The sequence below is a fragment of the Bacillus sp. FSL E2-8900 genome, assembly GCF_037966225.1.
GTDB lineage: Bacteria > Bacillota > Bacilli > Bacillales > Bacillaceae_G > Bacillus_A > Bacillus_A cereus.
The window spans coordinates 861656-874250 of sequence record NZ_CP150193.1 but is presented as its reverse complement, the minus strand read 5'-3'; the positions used below and the strand labels follow the sequence as shown (position 1 = coordinate 874250).

Genomic DNA, 12595 nt, shown 5'->3' with positions numbered 1-12595 from the left:
AATTACCATCTAAACACTTAAAATTTTCAATTGCTCTTTCTGTTCATCGCTTGCCATTACTGCGATTGTTTTTTCAATACTCGGATGTACTTGCTCAAGCTTTACACTTGCTCCTACTTTATTTGATTGCTCAACAAAATTTAATAATGCCATAGCTCCTGATACATCCATATAACGCACATCTTTCATACGTAAAACAACCGGTGACTTCACATCTTGTAAAGTAGAGAAAATACGATCTACTGATAGGAAAGAGAGCGGTCCTTGAATTGTGTACGTTTCTTCTTTTTCTTTTACGATAGAAGTTTTGCGTTCTTTACATTTCACCATATATATGATGAACGAAAGAATAATACCGAATGCAACAGCAATCATTAAATCGAACTTCACCGTTACAATCATCGTTACGAGCATAACAACGACATCACCTTTAGGAGCGACATGCATCTTTTTCATGCTTCCCCAATCGAACATTCCAATACCAGTTAAAATTAAAATACCTGATAATACAGCAAGTGGAATATATTGTACGACCGAACCAAGACCCATAATAAAAATAAATAAGATAACACTATGCATACATGCCGAAAGTGCCGTTTTACCGCCACTTCTTATATTCACGATAGACCTTACAGTCGCACCTGCACCTGCTAATCCGCCAAACAATCCGCTCATCATATTACCGATACCTTGTCCGACCAGTTCTTTATTACTTTTATGACGTGTAGCTGTCACATTGTCCATTACGACCGATGTTAACAACGAGTCAATCGATCCTAATAAAGCAATACTAAGCGCTGGCAAAATAAGTGCTGCTATTCCTGTTCCACTTAAAGATGGAATATGAAGCGTAGGCATCGCTTCTGGAATGGTTCCAATCTTTTCAATTACTTTATTTAGTGAAAGATTTCCGATAATCGGTAACTTTACTGTAAGTCCTTCGAGTAAGGAAGAAAATAAAGGAAGCAAAGCTGTCACACCGACTAGTGCTACTAAACTAGACGGAATCGCCTTAATCCATTTACCAGAAACAATCATTACAATAATCGTTAACACAACAAGTAAAAAACTATTTTGTACGTGCTTTATTTCGCCTAAAATAATGATTAATGCAATACCATTCATAAACCCCGAAACGACAGGATACGGAATATATCGAACGTAAGAACCGAGCTTACATACACCGAATAAAATTTGAAATAACCCTGCCATCATAAAGGCAATAAAACTTGCCTCTAACCCGTGCGTCGCAATAACTCCTGTTGCAATAACGGTAATTGGTCCAGTTGGCCCTGTTACTTGCCCAGGTGTCCCGCCAAATAACGCTGCGAATAAACCTGCAAAAATCGCACCATACAATCCAACAAGCGCTCCCTCAGACGTTCCTGTCGCGGCAATACCAAATGCAATCGCAAGTGGTAACGCAACAATCGCAACAGTAAATCCTGCTAAACATTCCTTTGCTATTTTTTGAAACATAAAAAAACCACCTTTGTATAAAGTCCATGTTCCATTGTACACCTAAAAAGATACATTCGTTAGCTCACTTTTTACATTCTCGTGACGTAAACGTATTCAACGAAAAGTTTTCCCCTTATCTTTGGAAACAATTGCAACTATGCTATAATGAACAAATTAAATCTTTTACTATATACTTGGAGGCACTATGCTAACTTTTGAAGAAAAATTATCGATTATTGAATCTTTCCCAGAACTAGAAAGAAAGAACGTATCATTAAAACGTGTAAACTTCCACTTTGAAGAAAGTCGTTTAGATAAAAAGAACGTTGTATTTCATTTACACCCAAATGGAAATGGATTTGTATATGCAAGCGGTATTAAAGGTTATAAAACAGATGATAAAGGCATGGTTAACATCCGTGAGTTTTCAGCAGAGGAGTTACGTTCAGTAATTGAGAAATCAATTGACCTTCTATCACAAGAAGAAGTAGTAGCACCTGTAGAACCTGCGAAAGAAGAAGAATGGCAGAACGAAGATGGTCATATTCTTACTCTTATTTCAGAGGATGACATGTGGAACGTGTACGCTGGTGTAAACTTAGACGGTACATTCAACTCTTATCCAGAAGCTGCGGAATACCTTGATGAAGAAGGCTTTTCACGCAAATAAAAATAGAAACCTATTTTATTCAACGACTTTTATAGTAATCAAAGAAGACACTTAAGGTGTCTTTTTTTGTTATATAAACTCCTTTCTCACACTATCTCTATTAATTTTCATAAAATGATTCAGAGGAGGTTTATATGAATACAACTGCTAAATTAATAACTTGGAAAGAACATGGCGATATGATTATTCTAGAATGTGAATTAAATGGAAAACGCTTCGAGATATCAACATATAAACAACGAATATATAATGCACACCTTTTATCAGCTGACGTTTATATTCGTTTAGACTCATCTGATAATATAATTGGAATAAATATTTATAAAAAGTAAGAAAAGCCCCCTATTCGTAGGCGGGCTTCATCTTTATTACACAATATTAGAGTATACTCTCTTTTTTTTCATACAGTTTATGTAATTATACATATTCATCAAAAAATACACTAAATGAATATTACATGTAGTAAAATATAACTTGTGGGCACGTTCTATAAAGCAGATTCTTTTAAAAGGCGTAACATATCAATTATTATAGGGGATGTGGCGTCACTTCGATATTGATTTCAAATCTCTTGTCTTTTGTGAACTAACAATCTAGTGTATATAGACGATTCTGCTTTATAGTGTGTGTTTACACTCATAACAAAGGGGTAATGGTAATACGGATAGATTCCGATTCGTATGAAATGAAATGGTTCAAGTCGGAGAGAGGCACCTTAGGGTGTCTTTTCTTTTTGTGCATTACATCCCTTTTGTTTTTCCACCTTATTTCAAATGCGCTAATTAACCTTCACCAAGAAGAAATGAGAATTAACAAAGATATTGTTTCTTCTGTTTAATACAGAAAAATGCAGGATACCCCATAGATATGGGGCATCCTGCATTTTCTATTTTTTCGCACCTTTCAACGACTCCCTCAGTACAAACTTCTGCAACTTCCCGCTCGCATTACGAGGGAGTTCATCTACAAATAAATAATGACGCGGACGTTTATAATCTGCTAGTTCATCACTTTCTTTGCAATACGTTTCTAAATCAGCTTCTGTTATTGTTTCATCTTTCTTCACAATAACTGCCACAACACGCTCTCCCCATAATTCATCTGGCTCACCAAGTACCGCCACATCTAATATACCTGGATGACTATGAAGGAAATCTTCAATTTCACGAGGATAAATGTTTACGCCACCGCTAATTACCATATCATCAACGCGATCAGCAACGAATAAATAACCGTCTTTATCAAAATAGCCTAGATCACCAGAATGATACCATCCTTTATACATCGATTTTTTATTCGCTTCTTCACGATTATGATAGCCAGCCATCATAGTTGGGCCGCGTAAAATAATTTCTCCCACTTCATAAGGAGGTAATACATCATCTGGTTCTGCCGGTGCATCCTCGTTCGGTTTCACAATACGAACTTCATGGCTAAAACATGGCGTGCCTGCTGAACCAGCTTTCGTAATTTGATCCTCCTCTACGAGAAACGCAACAACTGGCCCCATTTCTGTCATTCCGTATATTTGAACAAGATCAATATAAAGACGTTCTTTACATTCCTTCACTAACGCCGGTGCCATTGCTGCTCCGCCATATATACCGATTTTCATTGACGTTAAATCATACTGAGCTAAATCTTTTTGCAACAACATATTCCACATCGTCGGCGCTGCAAAGAACGTCGTAATCTTTTCTTCTTGAATCGTATGTAATACTGTTTCTGTATCAAAATGATGCAAAATAACATTCTTTCCGCCAACTTGAATGCGTGGTATGATTCCGGCATTTAATTCACCACAGTGATATAAAGGCGCAACAACAAGCCCAACACTATCTCTATTATATTTAAGGAAATACGTACAAATCATACTATGCTCAGTCATTTCGCGATGACGATGTAATACGCCTTTCGGATGCCCAGTCGTACCGCTCGTATAAAGCATTGAACAATAATCCATTTCATCAATTTCGATATTTACTTTCTCAGAAGATGCTTCATTCACTTTTTCATGGTAGGAACTTGCATAGGAAGGTTTATCGTTTTCTATAGACCAAAAAGATGTATTTGGAAAATCTCTTTCAATTATAGCAACAGTTGACTCAACTGCTTTTTCAAAGACAACGACTTTCGAGGATGCGTCCTGAAGAATATAAGATACTTCTTTCGCCTTTAAGCGGAAGTTAATCGGGTTAAAAATCGCACCAATTTTCGCACAGGCTAAGTAAACGTTTACAAATTCATGGCAATTATATAAGTAAACAGATACCGTATCTCCCTTTCTTACCCCTTCTTCTAATAGAGCGTGCGCTGTTTTATTTATTTGTTCATCCCACTGTTTATACGTCCAGCGAATATTTTTTTCAGGTTCCACTAACGCCTCTTTATTTGGATACTTACCAACTGATAAATCAAAAATTCTCCCTATCGTCATATACATGCCAACAATTTCCCCCTTTTCTCTTTCATAAATCTATCATTTCGTCCATAAGTAGACATTGTCCTCTAATGATTTGACTAATTTTTCTGATTATTATCGACATAGTTTTACATACGGTACCGCTAGACGCTAAATGAAATTATATCGGCGATTTTCAAAATATATCAACCACAACTCAATTTATATCAGCGATTTTTCGAATATATCGACTTACCGACAAAAACTGACAAGATATAATCGGACCGCCCGTTACTGCAGGATAAAAAAGAGGTTGTTCCGACTCGGAACAACCTCTTTCTTCTTATGCAAATAGCTCTTCTAAAATTTTCAGTTTATCTTCTGTATATTTCACAAAGCCATCATTATATGATTTTGGATCTTTCGGATTCGCAAAGTGCGTAATTGCTCCCGTCTTCGGATGAACAAATTTACTTGATGCACCACAACCAAGTCCGATAATTGATTGTACTTCTTCCATAATGACAATGTTGTAAATACTTTCTTGCGTCGGCATTGCATAACCAACATTCTCTAAGTTACCTAAAATATTCTTTTGACGATATAGGTAATATGGTACGTAATTATGCTTTTGCGTCCACTCTTCTGCTTCGTGCATCATCGCTGTAATTTCTTCGCGACCTGCTACTTTATATTTACGTTTGTTTTGCGTCATTTCAGAAGCACGTTTAAATGATAACGTATGAACTGTTAATGATTCTGGCATTAACTTTTCTGTTTCATCTAACGTATGCTTGAAGATATCTAACCCTTCACCAGGAAGACCAATAATTAAGTCCATATTAATATTGTTCATTCCCATTTCACGAGCTAAATGGTATTTCTCAATTGTTTCTTCTACAGTATGATGACGTCCAATTGCTTTTAGTGTCTCTTGATGGTATGACTGTGGATTAATACTAATACGGTCAATGTTCCATTTATTTAACACTTCTAGCTTTGCTGGAGTAATCGTATCTGGGCGACCTGCCTCAACTGTTACTTCACGCACATTTTTCACATCTGGGAACGCTTCATACATTTCTTCATACAGCATATCCATCTCTTCTGCTGTAATACTTGTAGGTGTACCGCCGCCGTAATAAATCGTCGTAACTTTTACACCTTTTTCTTTTAAAAACTTACCAATTTCACGAACTTCATAATGTAAACCACCTAAGAACGAATCAACAGATCCTTGGCGTCCATTAATTGCATAAGCTGGGAATGTACAGTATGCACATTTCGTTGGGCAGAACGGAATACCGATATAAATACTTACTTCTTCTTTCAAACGGTATAAATCCGGAACAACTGCTAATTGGCAATCAACAATGCGCTGAAGAAGTTCAATTTTCTCTTCATGAATTAAATAACTTTCACGAAGTTCTTGATGCGCTTCTTCTTTTGACATACCATTTTGAAGCATTTTGTGAAGAAGTTTCGTCGGACGTACTCCCGTTAAAATACCCCAGCTTTGTTCAATACCAGTTAACTGCTGAAGAACAGAAAGATATACATAAGAAACAACGTGCTTCACTTGCTTCATACGCTCTTTTTCATCTGTGAAAGCAGATAAATCTTTCGAGAATGTTTCTTCATACACATTTCCTGTGCTAACATCCGTCAATTGAGCAGATGCTTTCACATTATCCTCAATGTGTATATCAACGATCAGATTTGCTTCCTCTTGTTCAAATCCAATCGTACTATCTTCAAAAAATAAGCCGCCAATATTTTGTAGCGGACGTAAAAAACGATCATCTTGTAACGTTTTAATTGAAATTAACAACATTATCACCTTTTCATTTGCAAACTCTCTTTAGTTTACTTGAAGGGCGTTTACAGGTCAATACAGAAGGTTTTACCTGTTTCTCTTACATTTTTTCAAATAATTCTTTTTATGAATATTGCTCATGTATATAGACATCATGATTTTCTCTTGTTAAAATTTATTAGTGTTAAAATCGATACATAGTGAAAATACAATATAAAAAGGAGGACTGTTAACACTAGATTCCACAATCTAATGTGTTAAAAACAAATATGAAAAAGAAATTTTATAGTGTTTTAACTCTCTCTCTTGCATTACAAACTGTTCTTGCGCCTACTTATTCATTTGCAGAGAGTGCTGAAAAATCTGCCGAAGTATATACGGAGGATCAAGTTTTTAAAAGTATTAAAGAACATGTTAATGAGCATAGTACTCATGAAGAAGATATCGAGGTTACTGGCCAATTCCTACTATACACTTCAAAAAAACATTCATTATATACCGCGAATGATTTAAAAAACAAATCGAATATCGAGATTACAGAACAAGTCGTAACGGCGACAAAGAAAAAAGGAAATGCTTATTACATAACGACGTCAACTGGCGCTGGATGGATAGATAACAATGATAATAGCTTAGAAGTTCAAGAGATTCATAAACTATCTAACCAAAAATTAATCGTAAAAGAAGAAGCTTCCATACATGCACTTCCGTTCCAATCATTTAAAGAAGAAGGAAAACTAGAGCCACAAGTCATAACTCCTACTGAACAAGCTGGAAATTGGTTTAAAGTTCAAATAAATGAAACAGCAAAATGGATTTATGCACCTTCTGCTACATTTGAAGGTACAAAAGCTTCATTATTAAAAAACAGTCGTACTGCTAAAAATAGTTTATTGAGATCGCCAGAAGCTCTACAAACAAACAATATTTATGGCGTTACATTTAAAGAAATGATTGTCCCAAAAGGAAATGACGATATTCGCCCTGGCTACCCGATGGTGCCTAAATATATTACGATTCACGAAACGGCTAATACAGCGAAAGGTGCTAATGCTCTGAATCATGCAAAATTCTTAGATAATCAAGCACGCGGAACAGCTGATCGCGCTGCATCTTGGCATTTCACAGTAGATGATAAAGAAATTTATCAACATCTTCCAGTAAATGAAGTTGGATGGCATGCTGGAAATAAAACTGGAAACTATGAATCTATCGGAATTGAAATTGCCGTTAATCAAGATGGAAACTATGAAAAAGCGGTAGAAAATGCACGTAAATTGGCAGCTTATTTAATGAACGACTTAAATATTTCTCTAGATAAGGTCCAAAAACACCAATTTTGGTCAGGAAAAAACTGCCCTGCGTTTATGATTCAACGCGGACAATGGGATGCTTTCTTAAAAGGAACTGAAACATACTATAAGGAAAACCAAAAAAATCCCGTAACTGATGACATTACAGGTGGATGGTATGAACAAGACATTCGTCAATTAGCAGCTAGAGGCATTATGCAAGGAGAAGGGAACGGCAAGTACTTCCCAGAACGTCTTGTAACGCGTGCTGAATTTGCTACATTAATTACTCGTGCTTTACAATTACCAAGTGGAAATGCTAATTTCACAGACTTAGAACAAGTACACCCATCTTTAAGAGACGGTATTAATCGTGCAGCAAGCGCAGGCATAATCCGCGGACGTGGTGATAATACATTTGATCCAAATACTACAATTACACGCGAAGAAGCTGTTATTATGATCGATCGTTCTCTAAAACACGCTGGTATTTTTGCAAAACAAGTTGAACTACCATTCGTAGACCAAAACTTAATTTACGCTAAAGAAGAAGTACAAAGAGTGTATGGATATGGAATTGTAAAAGGTAATGAATTTAATCAATTCGTACCAAAAGGACCATCACAACGTGCTCACGCAGCTGCATTTATAAACAGAATGCTTAGCGTAATTGAAGCTTAACATATTTATCATTCCATATAGATATTTTCATTTTATCTGTATTCACTTAAAAGGCATCAGAGATTATATATCTCTGATGCCTTTTATACATCCGTTAACTATTTTTAGCCATGAATCTTAAACGTATTCCTAGTAACAGAAGCATAAAACCGATGAATGGAACGTAATTCGTATTGTGTCCTGTAGCTGGAAGTTGTTGATTATTAGAAGAACCTTGTCCTTTTTCTGGTAAATTAGGTTTTTCTACTCCCTCACCTGGCTTCTCTGTTCCTTCACCTGGTTTTTCTGTTCCTTCACCTGGCTTTTCTGTTCCTTCACCTGGTTTTTCTGTTCCTTCACCTGGCTTTTCTGTTCCTTCACCTGGTTTTTCTGTTCCTTCACCTGGTTTTTCTGTTCCTTCACCTGGTTTTTCTGTTCCTTCACCTGGTTTTTCTGTTCCTTCACCTGGTTTTTCTGTTCCTTCACCTGGTTTTTCTGTTCCTTCACCTGGTTTTTCTGTTCCTTCACCTGGCTTCTCTGTTCCTTCACCTGGTTTTTCCGGACCTTTTTCTGTATCTTTTTTATTTGTAATTTGAAGTTTTACAAATTCAATTTTTTCATTAGAAATCGTAAATTTCATTTCCTTATCGGATAAAGTATATCCTTCTGGCGCTTGGATTTCTTTTAAAATATAATCTCCTGGTTCTAACTTCTGAGAAATTGCTTTACCGCTCTTATTTGTTGTTAATGTGTCAATTTTTGTTTCGTCTTTCCAAATTTCAAACACTGCGCCTGCTAATATTTTATTTGTATTATTAGCGTCTACCTTTGTAATTTCTAATTGACCTGTAATTTCTTCTTTCACTTTTTCATTCATAACTTCTTGTTTTACTACTTCATTTGCTACAACATTTACTTCTACTGTTACTTCTAACGCTCTATAACCTTCTGGTGCTTTCGTTTCTTCTAACGTATACTTTCCTGGCACTAAGCTTTCGAATTTCACAACACCGTCTTTACTCGTTGTTTTCGCTTCTCCAACTACTTGACCAGCTTCGTTCTTTAATTTAAATTCCGCACCTTCTAGAACTTTTCCACTCTCTGCATCCTTTTTGATTACTTGTAAGCTTCCTAGTTCTTTTGCGTTTTCTATTTGTACTTCTACTACTTTATTTGCTTCCACAACGACTTCAATTTCTTCTTTTAGTAGTTTATATCCTTGTGGTGCTTTCATTTCTTTTAATGTGTACTTTCCTGGTTCTAATTTCTGAGAAATTACTTTACCAGTTTTATCTGTTCGTAATGTATCTACTTTCTTACCATCTTTATACACTTCGAATTCTGCACCTGATAACAATTTCGTTTTATCATTCGCATCTACTTTTACAATTTCGAATTGACCAAGGCTCTTACCGTTCGTTACTTTTACATCAATAGCTTTTTCACCGTCAACTGTTACATGAATTATTTGTTTTGTTAACTCATAACCTTCTGGTGCTTTTGTTTCTTCTAACGTATATTCACCTGGCACAAGTCCGTCTACTTTAACCGTTCCAGACTTATCTGTTGTAATTCCTTCTTTTACAACATTTCCTTTCGCATCTTTCAATGTAAATTCTGCGCCTACTAAGCGTTTCGTTTTATCTTTATCATCCATTTTAATAATTTGTAGAGAACCTAAGATTTTTTCGTTTTCTGCCTCTACTTTTACTACTTCTTTCTCATTTTGAATTGTTACTTTCCATTCTTTATTTGAAAGTTTGTAGCCCGCTGGTGCTTTCGTTTCTTTCACTGTGTATTCACCTAGCGGTAATTTCGGTGACATCACTTTTCCACTCTCATCTGTTTTCAGTTCCGCTACCTTTTTACCATCTTTATACACTTCGAATTCTGCACCTGATAACAATTTCGTTTTATCATTCGCATCTACTTTCACGATTTCGAATTGACCCATTACTTTTTCATTCATGACTTCTTGTTTTACTACTTCGTTCGCTACAACGTTCACTTCTACTGTCACTTCTAGCGCTTTATAACCTTCCGGCGCTTTCGTTTCCTCTAACGTGTACTTTCCTGGCACTAAGCTTTCGAATTTCACAACACCGTCTTTATTCGTTGTTTTCGCTTCTCCAACTACTTGACCAGCTTCATTTTTCAGTTTAAATTCTGCACCTGCTAGAACTTTTCCACTCTCCGAATCCTTTTTGATTACTTGTAAGCTTCCTAGTTCTTTTGCGTTTTCTACTTGTACTTCTACTACTTTGTTTGCTTCCACAACGACTTCAATTTCTTCTTTTAGCAATTTATATCCTTGTGGTGCTTTCGTTTCTTTTAATGTGTATGTTCCTGGTTCTAATTTCTGAGAAATTACTTTACCAGTTTTATCTGTTCGTAACGTATCTACTTTCTTGCTGTCTTTATACACTTCGAATTCTGCGTCTGATAATACTTTCGTTTTATCTTCCGCATCTACTTTCACAATTTCGAATTGACCTGTTACTTTTTCGGGGATCTTTTTATTCACCACATCTACAGTCACTACTTTATTAGCCTTTACATCAACAGAAACTGAACTAGATGATAATTCATATCCTTTCGGTGCTTCTACTTCTTTTAATGTATAGCTTCCAACTGGAAGTTGTTTCGATAAGGCTTCGCCTTTATCACCTGTAACAATTGTTTCCACAACATTACCATCTTTATCGATAACATCAAATTTTGCACCTGGCAGAAGTTGACCAGATTCACTATCTTTTTTCAATAATTTAAATTGGCCATTCTCTACTTTTTTCGTATTCTTCATAACAAGTTCAATTACGTTTGTATTATCAATTGTTACTTTGACTGGTGTATCAACTTTTATATATCCTTCTGGTGCATTTATTTCTTTTACAAAATAGTCACCAAGTGGTAAATCTTTAACTTCCGCAATACCCTTTTCGTTTGTTGTAACAGTAGCCACAACGTTATTATCTTTGTCTATAACATCAAATTTTGCGTCTTTTAAAACAATGTTTTCATCGTTTTCATCAACTTTTTTAATTTGTAAATGTCCTTTTTCAGCTGCTGGTTTATTCCATTTTGGCCAGTTAAATTTAAAGTTATGAACCTCAAAACCATCTCTTTGGTGTAATCCTCCAACATAGGCTTGTCCATTAATAGAACCACCTTTTGTTTCTACAACTGCATTAGGTGCAAACACACTACCTACTACACCATAACCTTTAGTTGTTATCTTTGTAGCATTAGGAAATACCCAAATTACCTTACTAGCTAACTCAGTAAAAGATGAATTAGGGTCATATGCTTGAGATGTATTAATTAAATCCGTCGCCATCCCAGTATTTCTTGTATCATACAAAATTGCACCGCCACCAAAACTCACTTCTTCTGCATCTGAATAAATAACAATAAAATCTTTATTCTCTACATTCGGAAGAAAAACGTCTTTTACATCGAATGCTTTCTTTCCCGTCTGACCTGAAGAGACATAAATATTAGGGTTGTTTGCATCTTCACCGATTCCAAAGCTCATATTAGGTTTTGGCTTATCAGTGTGTAGTTTACTTGCATCCCCAATTACACCATCAACGTCTTTTCTAAATTCTTTAAACTTAGCATCAATCTCCGCTTGCTCTTTATAAGAGATACGGTCATACGATGTTTTCATTGCGCCATCTGGGTCACCGTCTTTTGTCATCGCCACTGTTCCATCTTGAATAATTACCTGTCCTGCTCCAGCTTTCGTAAATTGACCGCCTAGTAATAATGATGGATATCCTTCATCTACCCAAGTTGCTCCAGCTAAGTTATTTGCTCCAGTTGCAGCCGCTACGACTGTATAACTTGATGCGTTCATATTTTTCTGAACAGCCATCGCACCTTCAATATCCGCACTCGTTGCACTATGATCTCCAAAAATGATGGCGTTGTAATAAGATACATCACCTAAACCTTTTAATTCTGTTGTAGCTGCCTCTGCTTTAAATGGTAAATGGATTAAAAAATTCATACATATTAGTAATACAACTATTAAACTACTACTTAACTTTTTAATTTTTTGATTAAATGATTTCCTCAAGAAATTCATTCCCCCTTTTAAACTTCCTAAAACCACAAAAAGAAGTACATTTCATATGTACCAGGTCTTACTCACATTAACTTAAAATAATCCATTTAAATACAACAAAGGAACGCTACAACTACTTAATAAAATTACTACAATTCATTTTTGAAATAATACGTGAACTAAACTGTCATGCGGAAATACTTTTACGTATGGGAGCCCAATAAAA

General features: G+C 35.7%; 7 protein-coding genes. 3 read left to right on the top strand and 4 right to left on the bottom strand.

Features of this window, described 5'->3' with window-relative positions:
- Positions 1 to 9: 9 nt before the first annotated feature.
- Positions 10 to 1479 carry a SulP family inorganic anion transporter gene (locus NST90_RS04480; protein WP_163093104.1) on the bottom strand — a complete coding sequence of 490 codons (1470 nt, stop codon included), beginning with the start codon at positions 1477 to 1479 and terminating at the stop codon, positions 10 to 12.
- 187 nt (positions 1480 to 1666) lie between these two features.
- Between NST90_RS04480 and NST90_RS04475 the strand changes: the two genes are divergently transcribed.
- Positions 1667 to 2131 carry a hypothetical protein gene (locus NST90_RS04475; protein ID WP_000954998.1) on the top strand — a complete coding sequence of 155 codons (465 nt, stop codon included), beginning with the start codon at positions 1667 to 1669 and terminating at the stop codon, positions 2129 to 2131.
- A 134-nt stretch (positions 2132 to 2265) separates the two neighbouring features.
- A complete protein-coding gene (locus NST90_RS04470) occupies positions 2266 to 2463 on the top strand; it encodes a hypothetical protein (RefSeq protein WP_001098262.1) in 198 nt (65 codons plus the stop codon).
- Between the two features lie 554 nt (positions 2464 to 3017).
- Here NST90_RS04470 and NST90_RS04465 read toward each other — a convergent pair.
- Positions 3018 to 4574: a fatty acid--CoA ligase gene (locus NST90_RS04465; RefSeq protein WP_000281993.1), complete on the bottom strand. Its 1557-nt coding sequence runs from the start codon at positions 4572 to 4574 to the stop codon at positions 3018 to 3020.
- Between the two features lie 301 nt (positions 4575 to 4875).
- The gene (locus NST90_RS04460) at positions 4876 to 6366 is read right to left on the bottom strand and encodes a coproporphyrinogen III oxidase (RefSeq protein WP_002164625.1); all 1491 of its coding nucleotides are present in this window, start codon (positions 6364 to 6366) and stop codon (positions 4876 to 4878) included.
- A gap of 251 nt (positions 6367 to 6617) precedes the next feature.
- Here NST90_RS04460 and NST90_RS04455 point away from each other — a divergent pair, with 251 nt between their 5' ends.
- Positions 6618 to 8321 carry an S-layer homology domain-containing protein gene (locus NST90_RS04455; RefSeq protein WP_044307491.1) on the top strand — a complete coding sequence of 568 codons (1704 nt, stop codon included), beginning with the start codon at positions 6618 to 6620 and terminating at the stop codon, positions 8319 to 8321.
- A gap of 94 nt (positions 8322 to 8415) precedes the next feature.
- Here the strand turns inward: NST90_RS04455 and NST90_RS04450 are convergent, their stop codons facing one another.
- Positions 8416 to 12381, bottom strand: a complete 3966-nt coding sequence (locus NST90_RS04450) for a SpaA isopeptide-forming pilin-related protein (RefSeq protein WP_339201132.1) — start codon at positions 12379 to 12381, stop codon at positions 8416 to 8418.
- Positions 12382 to 12595 lie beyond the last annotated feature (214 nt).

Excerpts from the sequence above, each read along its gene's own strand:
- NST90_RS04480 (WP_163093104.1), bottom strand. The coding sequence starts at position 1,479 with ATGTTTCAAAAAATAGCAAAGGAATGTTTAGCAGGATTTACTGTTGCG.
- NST90_RS04475 (WP_000954998.1), top strand. The coding sequence starts at position 1,667 with ATGCTAACTTTTGAAGAAAAATTATCGATTATTGAATCTTTCCCAGAA.
- NST90_RS04470 (WP_001098262.1), top strand. The coding sequence starts at position 2,266 with ATGAATACAACTGCTAAATTAATAACTTGGAAAGAACATGGCGATATG.
- NST90_RS04465 (WP_000281993.1), bottom strand. The coding sequence starts at position 4,574 with ATGTATATGACGATAGGGAGAATTTTTGATTTATCAGTTGGTAAGTAT.
- NST90_RS04460 (WP_002164625.1), bottom strand. The coding sequence starts at position 6,366 with ATGTTGTTAATTTCAATTAAAACGTTACAAGATGATCGTTTTTTACGT.
- NST90_RS04455 (WP_044307491.1), top strand. The coding sequence starts at position 6,618 with ATGAAAAAGAAATTTTATAGTGTTTTAACTCTCTCTCTTGCATTACAA.